General features: G+C 69.1%; 21 protein-coding genes. 14 read left to right on the top strand and 7 right to left on the bottom strand.

The features are described from left to right. Positions 1 to 139 precede the first annotated feature (139 nt). The 4 genes from HOV77_RS26640 to HOV77_RS26625 all read left to right on the top strand — a co-directional run bounded on the left by HOV77_RS26640 (position 140) and on the right by HOV77_RS26625 (position 4,097). Positions 140 to 1,126, top strand: coding sequence for a glycosyltransferase family A protein (locus HOV77_RS26640; RefSeq protein ID WP_290866307.1), 987 nt, complete (start codon positions 140 to 142; stop codon positions 1,124 to 1,126). Continuing rightward, positions 1,123 to 1,866, top strand: coding sequence for a polysaccharide deacetylase family protein (locus HOV77_RS26635; protein WP_290866305.1), 744 nt, complete (start codon positions 1,123 to 1,125; stop codon positions 1,864 to 1,866). The genes HOV77_RS26640 and HOV77_RS26635 overlap by 4 nt, the downstream gene beginning before the upstream one ends. A 76-nt stretch (positions 1,867 to 1,942) precedes the next feature. Further along, positions 1,943 to 3,124 carry an N-acetylmuramoyl-L-alanine amidase gene (locus tag HOV77_RS26630; protein ID WP_290866303.1) on the top strand — a complete coding sequence of 394 codons (1,182 nt, stop codon included), beginning with the start codon at positions 1,943 to 1,945 and terminating at the stop codon, positions 3,122 to 3,124. A gap of 145 nt (positions 3,125 to 3,269) precedes the next feature. Next, complete coding sequence (locus tag HOV77_RS26625; protein ID WP_290866301.1) at positions 3,270 to 4,097, top strand: septum formation family protein; 828 nt, start codon at positions 3,270 to 3,272, stop codon at positions 4,095 to 4,097. On the opposite strand, the gene HOV77_RS26620 is transcribed toward HOV77_RS26625, so the two are convergent. Then, positions 4,088 to 6,112 carry an AAA family ATPase gene (locus HOV77_RS26620; protein ID WP_290866299.1) on the bottom strand — a complete coding sequence of 675 codons (2,025 nt, stop codon included), beginning with the start codon at positions 6,110 to 6,112 and terminating at the stop codon, positions 4,088 to 4,090. The two genes, HOV77_RS26625 and HOV77_RS26620, sit on opposite strands and share 10 nt — an antisense overlap. A 165-nt stretch (positions 6,113 to 6,277) precedes the next feature. Between HOV77_RS26620 and HOV77_RS26615 the strand changes: the two genes are divergently transcribed. Then, positions 6,278 to 6,862: a DUF4291 domain-containing protein gene (locus HOV77_RS26615; protein WP_290866353.1), complete on the top strand. Its 585-nt coding sequence runs from the start codon at positions 6,278 to 6,280 to the stop codon at positions 6,860 to 6,862. On the opposite strand, the gene HOV77_RS26610 is transcribed toward HOV77_RS26615, so the two are convergent. Next, positions 6,849 to 7,451: a hypothetical protein gene (locus HOV77_RS26610; protein WP_290866297.1), complete on the bottom strand. Its 603-nt coding sequence runs from the start codon at positions 7,449 to 7,451 to the stop codon at positions 6,849 to 6,851. The genes HOV77_RS26615 and HOV77_RS26610 overlap by 14 nt on opposite strands. Positions 7,452 to 7,552: 101 nt before the next feature. Between HOV77_RS26610 and HOV77_RS26605 the strand changes: the two genes are divergently transcribed. The 5 genes from HOV77_RS26605 (at position 7,553) to HOV77_RS26585 (ending at position 14,298) form a co-directional block, all read left to right on the top strand. Continuing rightward, positions 7,553 to 9,736 carry an MMPL family transporter gene (locus tag HOV77_RS26605; protein WP_290866295.1) on the top strand — a complete coding sequence of 728 codons (2,184 nt, stop codon included), beginning with the start codon at positions 7,553 to 7,555 and terminating at the stop codon, positions 9,734 to 9,736. Positions 9,737 to 9,799: 63 nt separating this feature from the next. Then, the gene (locus HOV77_RS26600; protein WP_290866294.1) at positions 9,800 to 10,216 is read left to right on the top strand and encodes a MarR family transcriptional regulator; all 417 of its coding nucleotides are present in this window, start codon (positions 9,800 to 9,802) and stop codon (positions 10,214 to 10,216) included. Beyond that, positions 10,213 to 11,958 (top strand): MFS transporter, encoded by a 1,746-nt coding sequence (locus tag HOV77_RS26595; protein ID WP_290866292.1) that lies wholly within the window; start codon positions 10,213 to 10,215, stop codon positions 11,956 to 11,958. The genes HOV77_RS26600 and HOV77_RS26595 overlap by 4 nt, the downstream gene beginning before the upstream one ends. A gap of 187 nt (positions 11,959 to 12,145) precedes the next feature. Next, positions 12,146 to 12,526 carry a hydroxyphenylacetyl-CoA thioesterase PaaI gene (gene paaI / locus HOV77_RS26590; protein WP_290866351.1) on the top strand — a complete coding sequence of 127 codons (381 nt, stop codon included), beginning with the start codon at positions 12,146 to 12,148 and terminating at the stop codon, positions 12,524 to 12,526. A 140-nt stretch (positions 12,527 to 12,666) separates the two neighbouring features. Next, the gene (locus HOV77_RS26585; protein WP_290866290.1) at positions 12,667 to 14,298 is read left to right on the top strand and encodes a cellulose binding domain-containing protein; all 1,632 of its coding nucleotides are present in this window, start codon (positions 12,667 to 12,669) and stop codon (positions 14,296 to 14,298) included. A 4-nt stretch (positions 14,299 to 14,302) separates the two neighbouring features. On the opposite strand, the gene HOV77_RS26580 is transcribed toward HOV77_RS26585, so the two are convergent. Then, positions 14,303 to 15,391: an FAD-dependent monooxygenase gene (locus HOV77_RS26580; protein ID WP_290866288.1), complete on the bottom strand. Its 1,089-nt coding sequence runs from the start codon at positions 15,389 to 15,391 to the stop codon at positions 14,303 to 14,305. 63 nt (positions 15,392 to 15,454) lie between these two features. Here HOV77_RS26580 and HOV77_RS26575 point away from each other — a divergent pair, with 63 nt between their 5' ends. The 3 genes from HOV77_RS26575 to HOV77_RS26565 all read left to right on the top strand — a co-directional run bounded on the left by HOV77_RS26575 (position 15,455) and on the right by HOV77_RS26565 (position 17,514). Then, positions 15,455 to 16,009 (top strand): TetR/AcrR family transcriptional regulator, encoded by a 555-nt coding sequence (locus tag HOV77_RS26575; RefSeq protein ID WP_290866286.1) that lies wholly within the window; start codon positions 15,455 to 15,457, stop codon positions 16,007 to 16,009. 10 nt (positions 16,010 to 16,019) lie between these two features. After that, on the top strand, positions 16,020 to 17,036 hold the full coding sequence (locus tag HOV77_RS26570; protein ID WP_290866284.1) for a methyltransferase: 1,017 nt from the start codon (positions 16,020 to 16,022) through the stop codon (positions 17,034 to 17,036). Positions 17,037 to 17,121: 85 nt separating this feature from the next. Further along, on the top strand, positions 17,122 to 17,514 hold the full coding sequence (locus HOV77_RS26565) for a hypothetical protein (protein WP_290866282.1): 393 nt from the start codon (positions 17,122 to 17,124) through the stop codon (positions 17,512 to 17,514). Between the two features lie 32 nt (positions 17,515 to 17,546). Here HOV77_RS26565 and HOV77_RS26560 read toward each other — a convergent pair whose 3' ends face one another. Beyond that, positions 17,547 to 18,158, bottom strand: coding sequence for an SGNH/GDSL hydrolase family protein (locus HOV77_RS26560; protein WP_290866280.1), 612 nt, complete (start codon positions 18,156 to 18,158; stop codon positions 17,547 to 17,549). Positions 18,159 to 18,218: 60 nt separating this feature from the next. Between HOV77_RS26560 and HOV77_RS26555 the strand changes: the two genes are divergently transcribed. Further along, positions 18,219 to 18,470 carry a glutaredoxin domain-containing protein gene (locus HOV77_RS26555; protein WP_290866278.1) on the top strand — a complete coding sequence of 84 codons (252 nt, stop codon included), beginning with the start codon at positions 18,219 to 18,221 and terminating at the stop codon, positions 18,468 to 18,470. Positions 18,471 to 18,481: 11 nt separating this feature from the next. Here HOV77_RS26555 and HOV77_RS26550 read toward each other — a convergent pair whose 3' ends face one another. The 3 genes from HOV77_RS26550 to HOV77_RS26540 all read right to left on the bottom strand — a co-directional run bounded on the left by HOV77_RS26550 (position 18,482) and on the right by HOV77_RS26540 (position 20,422). After that, a complete protein-coding gene (locus HOV77_RS26550; protein ID WP_290866276.1) occupies positions 18,482 to 18,955 on the bottom strand; it encodes a DinB family protein in 474 nt (157 codons plus the stop codon). Between the two features lie 209 nt (positions 18,956 to 19,164). Beyond that, positions 19,165 to 19,929, bottom strand: coding sequence for an FkbM family methyltransferase (locus HOV77_RS26545; protein ID WP_290866274.1), 765 nt, complete (start codon positions 19,927 to 19,929; stop codon positions 19,165 to 19,167). A gap of 4 nt (positions 19,930 to 19,933) precedes the next feature. Next, positions 19,934 to 20,422 carry an NUDIX domain-containing protein gene (locus HOV77_RS26540; protein ID WP_290866272.1) on the bottom strand — a complete coding sequence of 163 codons (489 nt, stop codon included), beginning with the start codon at positions 20,420 to 20,422 and terminating at the stop codon, positions 19,934 to 19,936. Between the last annotated feature and the right edge of the window lie 6 nt (positions 20,423 to 20,428).

Genomic DNA, 20,428 nt, shown 5'->3' with positions numbered 1-20,428 from the left:
ACCGCCGCCCGGGTCGTCTCGCCTGGGTAGCCCGTCCCACCTGGGGTTGGGTGCACCTCCTTAGGGGGGATAGCCCCAGGTCGAAGTCGGGGGAGCTCCTGATGGTTCAGGCAGGCCCTTTCGACGAAGACTTGACGCCATGGCAGACAAGATCAGGTTCAGCGTCGTGATCCCGTGCTTCAACGAGGCCGGCTACGTCGCCGACGCCCTCCTGTCCCTGCAGAAGCAGGACTTCGACGGTGGCGGTCCCGGTGGCGGCTTCGAAGTGATCGTCGTCGACAACAACTGCACGGACGACACCGCGCAGATCGCCCGCGACCTCGGCGCCCGGGTGGTGACCGAGCCCGAGCCGGGAGTATGCAACGCGCGGCAGCGCGGCACCCTCGAAGCGCGCGGCGAGATCGTGGTCTCGGCCGACGCCGACACCGTCTACAGCCGCGACTGGCTCAGCCGCATCGACGCGGCGTTCCGCGCGAGCGACGACATCGTGGCGGTCGTCGGCCCGTGCGAGTACGCCGACGGCCCGCGTTGGGGCCGTACGTATGGCCGGGCGCTGTTCGGAGCGGTCAACGGCGTCTACAAGCTGACCGGCCGGGCGATGTACGCCAGCGCGACCAACATCGCGTTCCGGCGGGACGCCTTCACGGGCTACGACACCAACCTGACCCAGGGCGGCGACGAGCTGGACCAGCTGCGCCGGTTGCGCAAGCGCGGCCGGGTCGTGTACGCGCACGCCAACCCCACCTTCACTTCGGGGCGGCGCTTCACTCGAGGCCTGGGCTACAACGTGTTCGTGAGCCTTCCCGTGCACTACCTGCTGACCTACGGCGTCAACCGGATCGCCGGGCGGCGGGTGCTCGGCTCCGCTCCCGCCTTCCGGCTTCCTTCTGCGCTCTCGGGTACTTCTCCCGCTGTCTCGCCCGTTTCGTCGTTGGCTTCGCCCGCTTTGTCGGCTGCGTCGCCCGCTTCGCTCGCGGTATCCGGGATAACGTCCCCTTCCCGCGCCGCAATGCCGCGTTATCCCGGATACCGCGACGATCTTGACCCCATCCAGGGCGACGATCTTGACCCCGGACGCGACGATCTTGAGCCCGCCCGGAGTGACGGTCTCGAGGTCGTCCGGTGATCTTCGCGGTCGCAGCATTGCTGGTCGTTGCGTTCGGGGGCGCGGCGTACTGGTTGCTCATGGCACCGTTCGGGCCCACCGCGCGGAACTATCCGCACCGCGCCCGGACGGACGAGCGGGTCGTCGCGCTGACCTTCGACGACGGCCCGAACGAGCCGTACACCTCGCAGATCCTGGACTTCCTCGGCAATCGGGGGGTCAAGGCGACGTTCTTCCACGTAGGACACTGCGTGGAACGTCATCCCGAGGTGGCCCGGCGGGTGGCCGACGAGGGGCACGTCGTCGGCAATCATTCGCTGAGCCACCGGTTCGGCACCTATCTGCGGCCGGGTGCGTACGCGGACGAGGTCGAGCGGACGCAGCAGATCCTCACCCGCGTTCTCGGCCGCACTCCGGCGTTGGCGCGTACGCCGTGGCTGTGGCGGCATCCGTCGCTCCTGCGAATGCTGCGCAGCCAAGGCATGCAGCCGGTGGCGGGGGAGTTCGGGCACGCGCTCGAAGTGTTCCAGCCGTCCGGCGTACGCATGGCGCGGCGGGCGGTCGCGAAGACGCGTCCGGGCTCGATCCTCATCTTCCACGACGGATTCGACGGCCATGGCGGCGACCGCGGCGCGACCGTCGACGCCGTACGCGCCACCGTGGACGGCCTGCTTTCCCGGGGTTACAAGTTTGTCACCGTGGACGAGCTGCTGGGGGTGTCCGCCTACCAGGGTCTTGCGGCGACCGCCGGGCGGAAATAGTCTTCGTGAGCCTGTGGCAAGAAGAAGAAATCTGCCACCTCGCCCCGAAGTCACCGTCGCCCCCCAAGAGGTCCTCATGGCACACGACCAGGCATATGGCCAGGCACACGACCACTCCCATCAACCGATCGGTGAGCCGATCTCCGAACTGGACCGCCGGACGATCCTGCGCGCCGGTCTCGGCCTGGCGGCGGTCGCCGTCGTCGGCACCGAGCTGGCCGCCGGCACGCCCGCCTTCGCCACGCCGAGCAGCGAGTTCCCCTGGATCATCGACTGCGACTCGTGGGGCGCCCGCCCGCCGTCGAGCACGATTCAGCTGACCAACAACACCACGAACAAGATCATCCTGCACCACATGGCCTTCCCGAACGTCACGGACTACTCGCGTGAGCAGGCCGTGAAGCTGGCTCAGGACTGCCAGAACCTGCACATGGACGGCAACGGCTGGGCCGACACCGGGCAGCATTTCACGGTCAGCAGAGGCGGTTACGTCCTCGAAGGCCGCCACCGTAGCCTCGAGCGGCTGGAGGCCGGCAGCCACCAGGTGGTCTCCGCCCACTGCCCGGGCGAGAACGGCAACGCGATCGGCATCGAGAACGAAGGCACCTATATCACCGAGGTGCCGCCGGACGCGCTGCTCGATTCCCTCGTACGTCTCTGCGTCGCGGTCTCCCAGCGGTTCGGGCTGCACGCCTGGGACATCTTCGGGCACTGGGACTTCCGGGTGACCGACTGCCCCGGCATCGCCTTCTACAAGCTCTTCCCGTCGGTACGCTCCCGGGTCGCCCAGGCGATGGGCTCGTCCCACGCCGACATCCCGGCCCGGCGCTGGCCCGACATCTGGCGGTTCGTCAACAGCCCGGTCGTCCAGGTGGGCCAGTACCTGCTGAACCACCACGGATACGCCGTGCCCACCGACGGCGCGTTCGGCTCGGCCACGGTTGCCGCGGTCGGCGCGTTCCAGGCGGCCAACGGCATCGCGGTCGACGTCGACGCCACCTTCACCCTGGACACGTGGGAGGCGCTGGTCGTCGACCTCGAGAAGGACGCGACCGGGCTGCCGGTCAGCGCGGTGCAGTTCATGCTGAACCGCAAGGGCTGGCCGGAGGTGACCGTGACCGGTGAGTTCGACTACGTCACGAAGAAGGCCGTGCAGGACATGCAGCGCATCCATGGGCTGGAGCCGAACGGCAAGGTCGACCACTCGACCTGGTGCGCGATCGTCGGCGGCGCCGTACGCGAGGCGTTCCAGTACTGAACCGCTCATGATCAGCGGAAGTTTCGCGGGGCCATGACCCCACGAAGCTTCCGCTGATCATGCCTGGGGCCGGATCCCTATACTTCGTCCGATCGGTGCGTCGGACGGTGGAGGACAGATGACGGGGGAGCGGAGCGGCCGCGTTGTGGCTGCATTCGTGATGATGGCGGCGCTGGTCGCGGGGTGCTCGCCCGAGAGCCCCTCGCCCGAGGCGGCGAGTCCCTCGCCCACGATGGCCGTCCCCAAGGCGGGCGACTGCTACGTGACCATCGGCGGTGGGTCGAAGACGTTCGACCTCGCCAAGGACTGCCTCGACTCCCACAATCGCGAGGTCGCCTACGTCGCCGAGATCACCGGGCCGGCCGCCGCAGCCCCGCCCGCCGTCACCGACGCTTCGCTGCCGGTCTCGTTCGGGATCTGCGATCAGAAGGTGGCTGAGCGGCTCGGAAGTGATTGGCGGCCGCTGCGGGCGGTCGTGACGATCACCGTTCCGCGCCCGTCGGAATGGGAGCAGGGCGCCCGCTGGGTCCGCTGCGACGTGGACTTCCTGGATGAGCGGCTCAGCCGGATGACGGCGATCGACGGTTCGGGGCGGGTGAACATCCCGGAGTTGTCCATCGGCTGTTTCCGGCGGGACGCTGCGAAGACCGAGACCTTCGTCCCGGTCGACTGCCGTGAGCCCCACAACTGGGAGTTCGCCGGCGCGACGGACGTGGCCGCCACGAGCCCCTTCCGGAAGACCGACGACGCTTGGCCCGAGGCGCAGTCGGCCTGCGAACGGAAGGTCCAGGCATTCGTCGGTGTCTCCGCGGCTCAGTACGCCAAGGCGTACCGGGCCCGGTTCACGGTCCTCAACACGCGCGCGATGTGGGACGCCGGCGATCGAACCGCGCGTTGCTTCCTCGACCTCGGGCGGACCACGATGACCGGATCCGCCCAAGGCCGGGGCACCAAGGTTCCGCGTTACTCCTGAGCGAGGTACGCGGGCAACGGCGAAGCGTGCAGCACCTGAAGCGAGCTGACCGCTCGCGTCAGCGCGACGTAGAGCCGCTGAAGTCCCCGTTCTTCGGCGTCGACGATGCGAGCGGGTTCGACCACGATCACGGAGTCGAACTCCAGCCCCTTGGCCAGCCCGGCCGGTACGCATACCACCCGCGAGGTCTCCAAAGCGTCCTCGTCGACGCCGACGAGCGAAGCGTCGACCCCGTCCGCCAGCAGCCCGGCCTGCAGTTCAGCGTGCAGGGCGGCGATGTCGGAGTCGGCCGCGATCACGCCGATCGAGCCCTCGGCCGTCAGCCGGGAACGGCAAGCCGACAGCACTGCTGCGTCCATGGCATCGGCGACGGATACCACCGACAACGCTCCGGAAGTGCGCCGGACCGACGTCGGTACGCCGAGCCCCGGCGCGATCGCGGGCAGCAGCCGGGCGGCGTACTCGATGATCGCGGCAGGCACCCGGAAGCCGCGGTCCAGCACCGAGACCTCCGCGTCCGGCTTGCCGAGGTGCGCCAACAGTGTCGGCCAGTCACCTGCCGCCCACGGGCTCGTGCCCTGCGCGATGTCGCCCAGGACGGTCAGCGACCCGTTGCCGCAGCGCCGGCCGAGCGCCCGGCACTGCATCGGGGAAAGATCTTGCGCCTCATCGAGCATCAGACAACTCAGCGAGGGCACCCGGTCGATCAGCCCCGCGAGCTCGTCCAATAGCACGGCGTCGGCGGCCGACCAGCGGGCCGACTTCACCGAGCGAGCGGGCTTGGCCCACAGCAGCGCCTTCTGCTCCTCGGGCGTCAGCAGCTCCGCCGCGCACGTGGCGAGGAAGTCCGCGTCGGACAGCAGCTTGAACAGCACCTGCTCCGGCGTCAGGCGCGGCCAGATCGCGTCGAGCACCGCCTTGACCGGCTTCGATCGAGCCACCGCGGCCACCTCGCGGTCGTCCGGAGTCGCGCCGCGCCGTTCCATCTGCATCACGACCAGCCCGGCGATCCGTTGCGCCGCGCCGTCTCGCCCGGCGGCATAGCGTACGGCCTGCATCTCGGTCACGATCTGAGCCATCCGGCCCAGCCCGACTCGGTACCGGGTCGAGCCGTGGACGTACACCAGGTCCTCGGCCGGCAGCGAGACGTGGCTCCACAACGCCCGCCGCAGCACCTCGGCCATCCGCGCGTCACCCTTGACGACCAGCGCTTCCAGAGTGTCCACAGCGGACGTGGGCCGGTCCAGCAGCTCGTCGACCGTCTTCTGCACGACCGACACCTCGCCCAGCGCCGGCAGCACGTGGCGAATGTAGGACAAGAACGACCGGTTCGGCCCGACGACCATCACTCCCGCGCCGAGCCGCTGCGGCTCCGCGTACAACAGGTAAGCCAGTCTGTGCAGACCGACCGCGGTCTTGCCGGTCCCCGGCGCGCCCTGCACGCAGATGCTCGGCTGCAGCGGCGCGCGGACCAGTTCGTCCTGCTCAGGCTGGATGGTCGCGACGATGTCGCGCATGGGCCCGGACCGTGGCCGCTCGATCTCCGCGGCCAGCAACGTGCTCCCGCCGCCGGTCCCGCTCTCCAGAATCTCATCCTCGTACGCCGAGAGCAGCGCGCCTTCAGCGAAACCATAGCGCCGCCGCCGAACGACACCGCGACGATCCTTGGGCGTGGCCCGATAGAACGGCATCGAGACCGGTGCCCGCCAGTCCACCACCAACGGCGTGCCGTCGTCGTCGCGCACGTGCCGCCGCCCGACGTAGACGCGGTCCATGTTCTCGCCGATCACGCCGTCGTCATAGTCGAGCCGCCCGAAGAACAGCGGAACGTCGGGCAGGTCGACGAGGTCCCGGCCCCGTTGCGCCCGTGCCATCCGGTACACCGTGTTGAACCACACCTCGTCGGTGCCCGACACGAACTCCGGCGTCTCCGTGTCGACGACGTCCTGCCGCATCCGGTCCAGCGCACCCCGCGCGTTCGCGAGGTACGCCTGTTCTGACTCGATTTCGCCCATGCTGAAGTCCATCCCCTCGCAGTGATGATTCAGCCGACAGTCACGCCCGTCCTCAGTTCAGCGTGCGTACGCTGCGAGGGGTTCGCCTCGAATGCGGCGGAGGATGCTATCCCGCCGAAACTCGAAGGCTCAACCGATTTTCCCATCGATACCTTGGGCACCGAGATGAACGAGATTCCCGCCCGGCAGATCCGGGCGCTTCACGACGACGAGACGATCACCGTCTACCAGGCCTACTCCCCGGCGATCGCCGAGCCCGCCGCCCGCACCGGGCGGTTCGGGCCGGGCTTCAAACGAGACCGAATGACCTGGATCAAGCCTTCTTTCCTCTGGATGATGTATCGCTGCGGCTGGGGCGACAAGCCTGGCCAGGAACGTGTGCTCGCCGCCCGGATCCGCCGCGACGGGTTCGACTGGGCCCTCGCGAACAGCGCGCTGAGCAGCTACGAGCCCGGCATTCACCGCGACCGCGACGACTGGAAGCGCTCATTGCGAGCCCCGGTACGCATCCAGTGGGATCCGGAACGCGACATCCGTCTACGGCCCCTTCCGCACCGGGCGATCCAGGTGGGCCTGTCCGGCGACGCCGTACGCCGCTACACCGAGGAGTGGATCGTCAGCATCGAGGACGTCACGACGCAGTGCCAGGCGATCCGCGCGATGATCCGCGGCGGCGACCTCGACGCCGCCCAGGTCATGCTTCCCGCCGAACGCCCCTATTCTCCAGGCGGGGAGGTCAGAAACTGCTGATGCGTTCCGGCAGCTGCTCTTCGGCCTCGTCGAGGTCGGTCCACAGGTCGAACCACACGCGGCTCCGGCCTTCGGGTTCGTCGAGCCCGACGACGGCCAAGCTGTAGACGCCCCAGAGGATTTCGTAGCGGTCGCCGGGCGAGTCCACGCCTAAGGCGAACGAGGCAGCGAGGGCCGCGCGCGTGACGATCAGCTTGTCCGGATCGTCCGGGTCCGGCCGCCCGGCGGTCAGGAAGCGCGGCTCGGCGACGATCTTCAGCCAGCGCAGCGACGCCTCGGGCACCTGAGCCTGCAACACTTCCAGGACCGACTCGCGTACGCCGGCGGCCGGATCGTCGCCCAGCCAGTCGAGCCAGTGATCCGCCTCGGTGAGGTACGTGAGGTCGTCCTGCGGCGGCCCGTACTTCTCGTTCGGCTCGTACGCGCCGGTCAGGACGCCGTCCGGGCCGACCTCCCACGCGCCCCGGATCGCCTCCGGGGGGATGTAGCCGTCCGGATCGCCGATCAGGTCTCCGTCGATCTCGTAGACGTAGCCTCCCGGGTTCTGGGCGGCCTCGGCGATCAGTTCCTCGGGCGGCGTCCGCTGCATCGCTCCAATGTAAAGGGCGTCGGTTTCCGACCGTTGCCGGGCGGGTACGCGCCGCGCACAGCGGAACGGGACCGAGCGGCTGGGGAGCGGTGGGGAGCGCTATGAAGATCTACGCCTGGGTGGTGGTCGGCCTGCGCTGGGTCGTCGTGGCGTTCTGGGTGGTGGCGGCCATCGCAGCGGTGCGATTCCTGCCCGCGGTCGGTCAGGGCGGTGAGGATCTGAGCCAGCTCGTGTCGGCCGGCAACCCGGCCGTGCAGAGCGAACTGCGCTCCTACGACAAGTTCGGGTTTCCGCTGCTGAGCCGGGTCGCGGTGGTACAACGCGATCCGGAGGGGTTGCCGCTCGACGTGCAGGCGAAGGCGGTGGAGCGGGCGCGGGCGGTGACAACCGGCCAGTACGCCGATGTGCAGCCGATTCTCGCGGCGGTGCCGATCTCCAACGAGAAGAAGCTGCTTCCCGGTTCCCAGGAGGACGGGACCACGATCATCACGTACCTTTTCACCCGGCCGGACGTGAACCTCGCCGAGCAGACCGAGGCGGCGAACCAGTTCGTGGCGAAGTACTACGGGCCGCAGGATCACGTCGTCGGCGTCACCGGCTCGGTTCCGGCCCGGGTGGAGCAGGGCCGCATTGTCTTGTCCTCGTTGACCTGGCTCGAAGTGGCGACCGTCGCGGCCGTGTTCCTCATCGTGGCGTTCGCTTTCCGTTCCCTGGTAGCGCCGGTCCTGGCGCTGGCCGTGGCGGGGGTGGCCATCGTGATCACGCTGCGCGTCGGCGGCGCGCTCGCGGAGCGGTTCGACGTCGCGGTTCCGCAGGAGACTCAGCCGTTGCTGGTCGCGTTGCTGCTCGGGGTGGTCACCGACTATGTGGTGTTCTACGTTTCGGCTTTACGCGTACACCTGGAAGAAGGCCTGGACCGGCTGCCGGCCGCACGCCTGGCGACGGCGCGTTTCTCGCCGATCATCATGACGGCCGGAGCGACCGCCGCGGCCGGCACCGGCGCGTTGATCGTCGCCGGATCGCCCACCTTCCGGGCGTTCGGACCGGGGCTCGCCGTGGCCGTGGCGATCGGCATGGTCGTGGCGGTGACCCTGGTGCCCGCTTTGCTGGCGATTCTCGGACGTCTGGTCCTGCCGACGCGAATGCGGAGACCGGCCCCGGTACGCGAACCGCGCGGCTGGTGGGCCCGGGTGCTGACCTGGCCGGGATTCTCGTTCGTCATGCTCGTGGCGTGCGTCGGCGGGCTGGCCTGGGCGGCGTTGCCGGTGCGGCACATGACGCTCGGAGTGTCGTTTGTGGAGGCATTGCCCGCGAGCCACCCGGCGCGGCAGGCGGCGGACCAGGCCGAGGCGGGATTCGCGAAGGGCATCCTCTCGCCGACCGAGGTGCTGGTGGAGGGCGCGGGGGTTGCGGGCAAGAGCGCGGAGCTGGCCCGGCTGCGCGACGCGCTGGCCCGCGAGCCTGGGGTCGCGGCGGTGGTCGGCCCGGACGACCGGCTGATTCCCCAGGTGCGCCCGCTGTTCGAGGCGAAGGACGGCAGCGCGGCCAGATACCTCGTGGTGTTGTCGGACGAGCCGCTCGGCGGGCGGGCAGTGCAGACGTTGACGCGGCTACAGGCGGATCTGCCCGGCCTGGCGGATCGAGCCGGGTTGGGCGGCGCTCAGCTCAGCCTGGGCGGCGACACCGCGGTGGCGGATGTGATCGTCGACCAGACGGTGAACGATCTCGGCCGCATCGCACTCGCAGCGCTGGCCGCCAATCTGCTGTTCCTCGCGCTCTATCTGCGCGCGCTCGCGGCTCCGCTGGCTCTGCTGGCGTGCAGCGTGCTGGCCATCCTGGCCACGCTCGGGCTCACGACCAGGGTGTTCGAGGACTGGCTCGGCAACGACGGCATCACGTTCTACGTGCCGTTCGCGGCGGCGGTGCTGCTGGTCGCGCTCGGCTCGGACTACAACATCTTCGGCGTCGGTCCCGCCTGGCGCGAAGCCCGCCGACGGCCACTCCGCGAGGCGCTCGCGATCACGCTGCCGGAGTCGGCCCGGGCCATCCGCACCGCGGCCTTCACCCTCGCGATCAGCTTCGGGCTGCTGGCGCTCGTGCCCCTGCGACCCTTCCGCGAGCTGGCTTTCGCGCTGTCCGCGGGGATTCTGATCGATGCCTTCGTCGTACGCTCGCTGCTCGCCCCGGCTCTGTTGTCCGTCATCGGTACCGCCGCCCAATGGCCGGGACGGTACCTGGAGCGACGGCGTACGCGGGATGCATTAGGAACTTCTATAAGTTCGTGATAGAAATGCGGCATGCGGTCCACTCGTGTTTCGGGCGGCCCGGCTGACTCTGCGGACCTGGATGTGAGTACGACCGTCGTGCGGGTGTTCACCGCGTTGCGCCGGCTCAGCCCGTCCGGCCTCAGCCTGTCCGTCGCGTCGACGCTGGCCACCCTCGACCGCGAGGGCCCGTGCCGGCTCACCGAGCTGGCCGGGATCGAAGGCGTCACGCAACCCGGGATGACGCAGATCGTGTCGAAGCTGGAACGGGACTCGCTCGCCGTGCGTACGGCCGATCCCGGCGACCGCCGAGTGGTGCTGGTGGAGATCACCTCGGTCGGACGCGAGCTGCTGAGGCATCACCGCACCGTCCGCAGCGGCAAAGTCGCCGCCCTCCTGGCCCAGCTCGACCCGCGCGACGCCGCCGCGATCTCGGCCGCCCTCCCGGCACTGAACGCCCTAGCCGATCTCGTCACCTCTCCTGAGAGCAAGGCTTCATGACTGACAGGTACAAGTGGGTCGCGTTGTCGAACACGACCCTCGGCATGCTCATCGCCACGATCAACTCCTCGATCGTGCTCATCTCGCTCCCGGCCATCTTCAACGGCGTCGGCCTGAACCCGCTGCTCCCGGGCAACGTGAGTTACCTGCTCTGGATGCTGATGGGCTACATGCTCGTCACGGCGGTGCTGGTGGTGACCCTGGGCCGGCTGGGCGACATCTACGGCCGCGTACGCATCTACAACCTGGGCTTCGCGATCTTCGCCGCCACTTCGGTGATCCTCTCGCTGGACCCGTTCACCGGCGGCAAAGGCGCTCTGTGGCTGATCGGCTGGCGGGTCGTGCAGGCGATCGGCGGCGCGATGCTCATGGCCAACTCGGCGGCGATCATCACCGACGCGTTCCCGGCGGCCCAGCGGGGGATGGCGTTGGGCATCAACATCGTCGCGGCCATCGCCGGGTCGTTCATCGGGCTCGTGCTCGGCGGCGTACTGGCCGAGTGGAACTGGCGCTCGATCTTCTGGGTGAACGTGCCGATCGGCGTACTCGGGACGGTGTGGGCGTACAAGTCGTTGCGGGACAACGGCGTACGCCGGCCGGGGAAGATCGACTGGTGGGGCAACCTCACCTTCGCCGCCGGTCTCACCGCGGTGCTGGCCGCGATCACCTACGGCATCCAGCCGTACGGGGGCCACTCGATGGGCTGGACGAACCCGTGGATCATCGCCGGGCTGGCCGGCGGGGCGCTGCTGCTGGTGGCGTTCGGCATCATCGAGTCCAAGGTCGCCGAGCCGATGTTCCCGCTCCGGTTGTTCCGCATCCCGGCGTTCACCGGGGGCAACGCGGCGAGCCTGCTCGGCTCGATCGCCCGCGGTGGACTCCAGTTCATGCTGATCATCTGGTTGCAGGGGATCTGGCTGCCGCTGCACGGCTACGACTACGAGCAGACCCCGTTGTGGGCGGGCATCTACCTGCTGCCGCTGACGGTCGGCTTCCTCGCCGCCGGACCGCTGTCGGGCTACCTGTCCGATCGCTTCGGACCGCGTCCGTTCGCGGCCGGCGGCCTGCTGCTGATGTCGGTGTCGTTCGCCGCACTGCTGCTCGTCCCGACGAACTTCCACTACGGCGTGTTCGCCGCGCTCGTGTTCCTCAACGGCTTCGGCGGCGGGCTCTTCTCCGCCCCGAACACGGCGCTCATCATGTCCAGCGTCCCCGCCCACCTGCGCGGAGTCGCCTCCGGCATGCGGGCGACCTTCCAGAACGCCGGCATGGTGCTGTCCATCGGCGTGTTCTTCTCGCTGATGGTCGCCGGGCTGGCCGGATCGCTGCCGTCCACTCTGGACTCCGGGCTGACCGCGCAGGGCGTACCGCCCGAGGCGGCGCACACGATCGCGTCGTTGCCGCCGGTGGGCACGCTGTTCGCGGCGTTCCTCGGCTACAACCCGATCCAGGAGCTGCTGGGACCGCAGATCCTCGGCCAGCTTCCGGCGGCGAACGCGGCGACGCTGACCGATCGCCAGTTCTTCCCGAACCTCATTGCCGGGCCCTTCCACGACGGGCTGGTCGTCGTCTTCTGGCTCGCCATCGTGATGGGCGTCCTCGGCGCGCTGGCCTCCCTCGTCAAGCCGCGTACGCCGCCGGCGACAGACCTGGTGACCCGGGAGAGCGAGCTGATCGACGAACTGGGCGCGCAGCCGCTCACGCCGATCCCGGCTTCGGCCGAGCCGTCCCGCCGCGACTGACATTTGCTCGCGGGGCGCTTGCCGCTTCGCGTCGTGGGGCGGCGGCGTCGGTGGTACGCCAGGTACCTCACCGGGCGGCGGTGGCGTGCATGACGTACCACCGAGTGCATCATCGGGGGGCGGTACCGTGATCACCGTGACCGAGCAGAACGACGCGCTTGAGCTGGCCCGGCGTTCCGCCGAGGCGATGTACGCCGGAGACCGGGCGTCGCAGCACGCCGGGGTGACCGTCGAGGATGTGGCACCGGGCCGGGCGACCGCCCGGATGACGGTGACCCCGGACATGATCAACGGGCACGACATCTGTCACGGCGGTTTCGTCTTCCTGCTGGCGGACACCGCTTTCGCCTTCGCCTGCAACACCTACGGCACCGCGACGGTGGCGCAGTCGTGCGACATCGTGTTCGTCCGGGCCGCCCGGCTCGGCGAGGTGCTGACCGCCGTCGCCGCCGAGCGCACCCGCTACGGCCGCAGCGGCATCTACGACGTGACCGTCAGCTGTGACGACGAGGTCGTTGCCGAGTTCCGAGGGAAGTCTCGGGAGCTCCGAAAGTCTTCCGACAGCTGATTGGGCTATCTACCTGCTTAGTTGAGTTGATGTTGCGGGCCAAGCTCCGAAAGTTTCCGAAAAAACCTTGACGTGGTGCGCCTCCCCGGCCGACCCTGGTTCTGCCCGATCATTTGTGATCATCTATCGGGGAGGTTCGAGTGAATCATGTCCCGGGCCGTTCCAGCGTGCGGTCGACCGTCCTCGCCCTGGCGGTCGTCGCGCTCATCGCGGGAGCGGCCGCCGTCGTCGCCAACGCCGCGCCCTCCGTCGACCTTGCCGCCGTGGTCGAGGACGAAGGAGCAGACTGCGCGGTTTCCCTGCCCGGCTCCACGCCGTCCACCAGCAAGTTGCCCGATCCGTTCAAGAAGATCGACGGTACGCGGATCACGTCGAAGTCCGACTGGCGCTGCCGTCGCGAGGAGATCAAGAAGCAAGCCGAAGCGACCGTCTACGGCACGAAACCACCGAAGCCGGCGAGCGTCAGCGGCACGGTGTCGCGTACGAGCATCACGGTCAACGTCAGCGACAACGGCCGCAGCTCGAGCTTCTCGGCGAGCGTCAGCGTGCCGAGCACCGGCACCGCGCCGTATCCGGCCGTCATCGTGGTGGGCGGACTCGGCGCGGACACGGCGACCATCCAGAACAGTGGCGTCGCGATCATCAACTACGACCCGCTCGCCGTCGGCAAGGAGGGCACTGCCCGAAACAACAAGCAAGGCGCGTTCTACAGCATCTACGGCGCGACCAGCAGCACCGGCATCCTCATGGCCTGGGCTTGGGGCGTCAGCCGGATCATCGACGTCATCGAACAGTCGGGCGGCACGGTGCTGCGGGCCGACGGGCTCGGTGTCACCGGCTGCTCCCGCTACGGCAAGGGCGCGTTCGTCATCGGCGCGTTCGACCAGCGGATCGCGCTGACCATGCCGATCGAGTCCGGCAGCGGGGGAGCACCCATCTTCCGCGGCATCCCGGGCGAGTCCGGTGCCCAGCCGCTGAGCAGCGCATACTCCGAACAGCCGTGGCTCGGCGACGCGTTCGGCTCGTACACCGGCAACCCCACCGGGCTGCCGGTCGACACCCACGAGATGGTGGCGATGGTCGCGCCACGGGGGCTGTTCCTCATGGAGAACCCCCGCATCGACTGGCTCGCCGCCCGCTCGGGCAGCGTCGCCGCCCTCGCCGGCGCGGAGGTCTACAAGGCCCTCGGCGCGGGCGACAACATCACCTACTGGTCCGACATTCAGGACGGTACGCACTGTGCCGTGCGGTCGGAGTGGCGTACGCCGTTGCAGCAGAACCTCCAGAAGTACCTGCTGAAGACGGGCAGTGCCGCCGGAACGTTCCGGATCTCCAGCCTGAAGGCGGGGAACCTGACGGACTGGCGGGATTGGACGACTCCGGTGCTGAGCGACAACCCGTCGTCGCCGCCGCCGTCTTCTCCTCCGCCCTCGTCGCCGCCACCTTCATCGCCTCCGCCGTCGTCCCCGCCACCGACCGGGGCTTGCGCGGCGGCGTACCGAACGGTCAACTCCTGGCCGGGCGGGTTCCAGGGTGAGGTGACGATCACCGCCGGAGCCTCGGCGATCACCGGGTGGACGGCCGGCTGGACCCTGTCGTCCGGCCAGACCATCACCCAGCTCTGGGGCGGCACCCTCACGGTGAGCGGCTCGGCCGTGACCGTGAAGAACATGTCGTACAACGGAAACCTCGGCGCGAGCGCGTCGACGACGTTCGGCTTCCTGGCCAACGGCAGCCCGTCGGCCCCGGCGGTCAGCTGCACGAGTCCATAGTCGCCTAGGACCGGAGGCGGGCGGCGAAATCGCGTACGCGTCGCCCGCCCTCGGTTCGGGGCACCATGATCCGCACGTTCACCCCGATGCGCTGCTTCTTCGCGACCAGGCCCCGATGTGTCGCGTGATAGCGGGGGAAGGCGATCCGATGGTCGCCGTCCGCGGCGGCCAGTTCCTCGGCCAGCTTGTACGCCCCGACGAGCGCGAGTTCGGCGCCGGCGCCTGATGCGGGTGAGGCGCACCAGGCGGCGTCGCCGGTCAGCGCGACCCGCCCGGCCGACCACGACGGCATCTTCACCTGGCTGAGCGCGTCGAAGTAGAACTCCGGATCTTCGAGAGCCGCGTCGAGCAACTCCGGTACGCGCCAGGCCGAGTCGCCGAACGCGTCGCGTATCAGGCGTTTGTGTTCGGTGAGGTCACGGTGGTCGAACGAGAGCGGCCGCGACCGGAACACGAAGTACGCCTTGGCCTGCGAATGGTTGCCGGACCGGTAGAGCCCGGCCATCTTGCCCGGGGTGTTGAACATGGTGACCCACCGGTTCTCGCCGAGCGTGGAATCGGCGTTCGCGAAGGCGAAGTAGTGGTCCTTGAAGACGAGGTAATTCTTCTCCGGGCCGAAGGCGAGTCGACGGGTGGCCGAGTGCAGGCCGTCGGCCCCGACGACCAGGTCGAATCGGCGGGATCCACCTTGGGCGAAGTCGACGGTCACCCCGTTTTCGTCTTGGTGGAGGGCCGTCAACCAATCGCCGAAGACGTACTCGACGTCGGTCACGCCGCGCAGTAGGGCCACCAGATCGCCGCGCATGATCTCGATGCTCTCCGGGTCTCGGATGTCGATGCGAGCCAATGCCCGGTCGTCGGCGTCGACGAACTTCATGCCGTGCACGTCGGCGGCGGCCGCCCGAATCTGCGGCAGCAGGCCCATCTGCTCGACGACCTCGACGGCCTGGTCGCGCACGTCGACGCCGTTGCCACCTGTGCGGAGCCGGTCGGCCCGTTCGACGACGGTGGGCTGGAAACCCTGCCGCGCGAGCCGGTGCGCCAGGGTCAGTCCGGCGATGCTGGCGCCGGAGATAAGGATGCGCTTGTTCATGGCTCCTCCTCGCGTACGATAACTGAAATGCTCGTTCCAGATTATGTGGAAGGGACGTTCCAAATGTCAACACCCAGCCGCGCCGACGCCGTCCGCAACCGCCAGCTCGCCCTCGACGCCGCCACTGCGCTGCTCGCCGAGCCCGACACGGCCCTCACCGTCGAGGTCATCGCGCGAAAGGCGGGGCTGGGCGCGGGCACCGTCGTGCGTGCGTTCGGTGGCAAGGACGCACTGCTCGACGCGGCCGTCGCGGGCTTGCTGCGTCCGGTGGTGGCGCGGGGGCGGGAACTCGCCGCGTCAAACGAACCGGTTCGCGCGCTGCGCACGTTCCTCGGCGAGTTGATGGCCTTCCAAGCCGCTCACCACGCTGCGGGCGACAACCTGCGGGGGCTGGCGGCGCCGGAGACGACGGCGCTTCGGGCGGAGCTCGTCACGGCGGTCGAGATCATGATCGACGCCGGTCGCCGGGCCGGCCAGGTACGTGGTGATCTGCCGATCGACGTGCTGACGACGATCATCGGGGAGTCCGCGTACGCCGTCGCCCGATCCGGATCCGGACCGGAGCGCATCGACGTCTTCCTCACCGTGCTGCTGGACGGGCTCCGACCGTCGACATGAGAATGTCCGGATGATCTCTCCCACCCCGCTGATGCGGCTCGTGACCGGCTTCTGGAGCTTCAAGACCCTGGCGGTCGCGGTCGAGCTGGGCCTGTTCACCCGGATCGCCGGCGGCCGCGTCGTCACCGTCGCCGATCTCCGCGACGAGTTCGGCCTGGCCGACCGGCCCGCCGACATGCTGCTGGCGGCGTGCGCGTCGCTCGGCCTGCTCGACCGCGCGGGCGACGGTTACCGGAACTCGGCCGTCGCCGAGGAGTTCCTCGTCGTCGGCCGGCCCTACTACTTCGGCGGTCAGGTCCGCTACTGCGACGTCAAGACCTACCTGCCCTGGCACCGCGTGGGGGACGCGCTGCGAACCGACCGGCCGCTCACCTGGGATCCCGACGCCGATCGATCGGCCTTCGAGACCGGCGACCCCGAGATGCTCGCCGAATTCTGGGAGGCGATGTACTCGACCTCCAGCTTCACCGCTCGCTCGCTGGCCTCGGCGTACGACTTCGGTCCGCATTCGCGGCTACTCGACGTGGGTGGCGGCGGTGGGGCGTACCCGATCGAGTTGTGCCGGACCTTCAGCCACCTCAAAGCCGCAGTGCTGGACCTGCCGCACGTATGCGAGATCGCGGCCGGGAAGATCGCGGCGGCCGGGCTGATTGATCGCATCGACACGGTGCCGGGCGACTTTCGCGCGGACCCGGCGCTGCCGGACGGTTTCGACGTGCTGCTGCTGAGCATGATCCTGCACGACTGGGACGAGACGACCAACCGCGAACTCCTGGCGAAGTGCTACGCCGCTTTGCCGGCCGACGGCGTGCTCATCATCTCGGAGCTGCTGCTCAACGCCGAGCGGACCGGACCGGCGGAGGCGGCGCTGATGGGGATGAACATGATCGTCGAGACGGCCGGTGGCCACAATTACTCCGATGTGGAGTACGCCACCTGGCTCCGCGACACCGGATTCGCCGACGTACGCGTGATCCCGCTCGACGCGCCCGGCGCCAACGGGGTCGTCCTCGGCCGCAAACCCTGACACAGCGGCTGCCTGACCTGCGCCGTTACGTCACGGTTCGTCGGGCGTTCCTTCCAGCAGATGTGGTACGCGGGAAGGTGCGCCCATGGAACTGCCGGTGGAATCTTCGGCGAGTACGACAGCAGACCCGTCCGAAGGCGAAGCCGACACCGGTGAGGACCCGATGTCGGCGTACGCGTGGATCGGCGCGCTGGCCGCCGTCGTGGCGATCGCCGGGGCCTGGGCGACCGGGTGGGGCCTGCGGACGTGGATCCCCGACTACCACCTGACGCCGCACCCCGGCCGGGATCTGCTCGTCCGGTTCGCCCTGCTCGGCATGGCCATGGCGCCCGGCGTACTGGCGATCGTCTGCGGGTGGCGGGCTCGCCGCCGGGGCTTCGCCCGGGCGCTCGCCCCGGCCGCGCTCGGCCTGCTCGTGACGCTGTTCTGGCTCGCCACGTACGCCGTCTCCGCCGCCTCCGAAGTGCTCGCCCGCTGACCGGCCGGGGGGTCAGGCGGGGCGTACGGCCGTCAGCCAGGCTTGGGCCAGCAGCCCGCGTGCCCGGCCGGCGTCGGATGCACCCCGTCGGTGGTCCACTCGTCGGCGGAGCTCGCCGCGGCGGCTTCGGCGAACAGGGCGTCGGTGCCGATCAGGGCCGCCCCGAATTCGGCCGCCAGTGTGCGTACCACTTGGATTTTGAGATCGAGATCGGGCCGATAGGAAGCGCGGAGCTGGTTGACCGGCAGGACGAAGGGCTCGAGGAGCACGAGCCGGGCGCCGCGGGTCGCGGCCTGGTCCAGAATGGACCGATAGTGCGCCGCGAACGTCTCGGCCGGCATCGCCTCGCCGCCTGCGAAGGCCCGCGCGCAGTCGTTGATGCCGACCATGACCGAGACGACGTCCGGTTGGTGTGCGAGGCAGTCGTCGGCCCAGCGGGCGGCCAGGTCGGTGACCCGATTGCCGTTGATCCCGCGATTGACGAACCGTGCGCGATGGCCTGGATTCCGGGCGGCGAACAAGGCTGCGACCAGGTACGCGTAGCCGCACCCGAGCGAGGCGGGATCGGTCCGGACGCGACCGGCGTCGGTGATGCTGTCGCCGATGAGCACGACGGTGCCGCCGCGCGGAAGCTCGACTGCCATGCGGGCGAGCCTAGATCATCTGCCGGGAATAGCGAGCGCACGGCCGGACTTGATCGAGGCATGACTGACACCCTCACGGTGTACGGGGCGACCTGGTGTGGCGACTGCGTACGCACGAAGCGGTTCCTGGATCGCAACGGCGTCGAGTACGCCTGGATCGACACCGACGCCGACGACAACGCCCGGGACTACGTCCAGCGGGTGCAGGACGGGCGCATGTCGATCCCCGTCGTCGCCCTGCCCGACGGCCGTCACCTCGTCGAACCGGCCGACAAGGAACTCGCCGAGGCGCTCGGCCTCGCCTGGCCCTGAAGCTTCCGTTCCTAGAGCTTCTCGATGGTCTTCCGGAGTTGGCGCAGGTGCCCGCGTTCGTGGGTGGCCAGGCGCGTGGCGTAATACAGGACGTTCTTGCGCATGGGTGCGCCCGCTCCGGTGATGGTGGCGGTGTGCGCCCACTCCGCCTCCGACAGCCCGGCGAGCGTCGTCAGCAGGCCGGCCCGTTGTCGGGCGTACGCCTGCCAGGCCGGTGCGAACTTCTGCGTCATGTAGTCGGTCTGCTCGATCCAGGCGGCCGGGTTGACCACGCGGAACGTGGTCTCGTCCCGGGCGATGATCGCCGCCATGTACTCGCCCCACAGGGTGGCGCACGACCGCAGGTGGGCCAGTACCTCGGCGACCGACCACTCGTCCGGCTCGGGTCGCTTCTGCAACTGAGCCGCGGTGAGACCTGCTGTCAGGTCGGCGATGCGCTCCGGATTCGTACGGAGCAGTTCCAGGATCTGCGATCGGTCAGGCATGACCGTCAGTCTGCCCGGTGTTCCCGACATCCTGTGTCGGGAACTCGCGCGGTCTTCTCGCGCGGTCTTCTCGCGCGGTCTTCTCGCGCGGTCTTCTCGCGCGGTCTTCTCGCGCGGTCTTCTCGCGCGGGTGGTACGTCATCGACGTCACCTGACCAAGATCAGGTGCGTGGCGTACCACCCGGCGGAGCGCCCTCGGGCCGCCCGCGTCAGCGGGCAGACCGCGCGGATGCGGTGAGGCGGGCGTACACGTCGCCGGATCGGCCCAGCGGGCGGAATCGCTCCAACAGCGCGACGAGTCCGGCCGCGTCGAGCCAGACGTCCGAGGCCAGCCGCATGGTCTCGACCGGCGAGTAGTTGTACTCGTACTCGCCCAGCTTCGCCACGAGGTCCAGGCACGCGAGCGCGGCGTCGTGCGCGGGTGGCAAGTACTCGAACGACAATGCGCGTACCGGGTGGGACAGGCCGCGCAACACTTCCGGCTCGAATCCCTCGACGTCGATTTTCACAAACACTGGTACGCCGTACGCCGAGACGAGTTGGTCGAGTGTGACGACGTCGACGGTGACGGTCCGGTCCCAGTGAATGCCGGAGAATCGGTGATCCCGGGTGACGGAGGAGATCCACTCGTCCGACATCGAGGAGACCGTCGGGGTCGCCGAGGACAACGCCATCGTCGTGCGCCCCGCGGCGGCGCCGACCGCCGACGGCACCAGGACGACCGCGTCCGATCGGCCGAACAGGATGCGCAGGAGCCGGGCGAAGTCGGGCTGCGGCTCGACGGCCACCACTCGGGCGCCGAGCGCCCGCCATGCGCGTACGCGATTGCCGACGTGCGCGCCGATGTCGAAGCCGAGCTCGCCCGGCCCGAGGAACTGGCCGTAGAACCGCCGCATCCGGCGCTGCCGTCCGGGGATCCCGTGGTACATCGCGATCGACCGGGCCATTCCCCACGCACGCGCGAAGGACGTCATCCGGTCAGCGTAGAAGGGCTTCGGCGAACAGCCCGCTCAGGCCGAGTGGAACGAACGTCTCGTGCCGTTCGCGGTCGAGCATCTCCGCATGGGTGAACCAGGCGTACCCGATCGTGGTGGAAGCCTCCAGCGGCTCGTGACCTGCGAAGCTCACCGGTACGCCCGACGGCACCCGTCCGACGAAGATCTGCTGGTAGACGTGCTGCAGTTCGCCGTACGGGTTCTCGACGACCTTGTCGTGCCGAAGAATGCACCGGCCGAGGGTGAAGTCGCTGATCCCGGTCTCCTCGAAGACCTCCCGGCGAGCGGCCTCCTCGTAGGTCTCCGACTGCTCCAGCCCGCCGCCGACCAATAGCCAGAAGTCGACACTCGGCAACGGATTGGGGCCGCGTACCGCCGAGGGATCATGGATCTTCAGCAACAGCACCCGGTCGTCCGCGTCCAGCAGCAGTACGCGCGCGGACCGCCTGATCTTGATCTCCCCGTCGGTCATGCCGAG

Origin of the sequence: Hamadaea sp., from assembly GCF_013362815.1 — a bacterium.
Taxonomy (GTDB): Bacteria; Actinomycetota; Actinomycetes; order Mycobacteriales; family Micromonosporaceae; genus Hamadaea.
The sequence above is the reverse complement of the archived record's forward strand: the minus strand, read 5'-3'. Positions and strand labels throughout refer to the sequence as shown.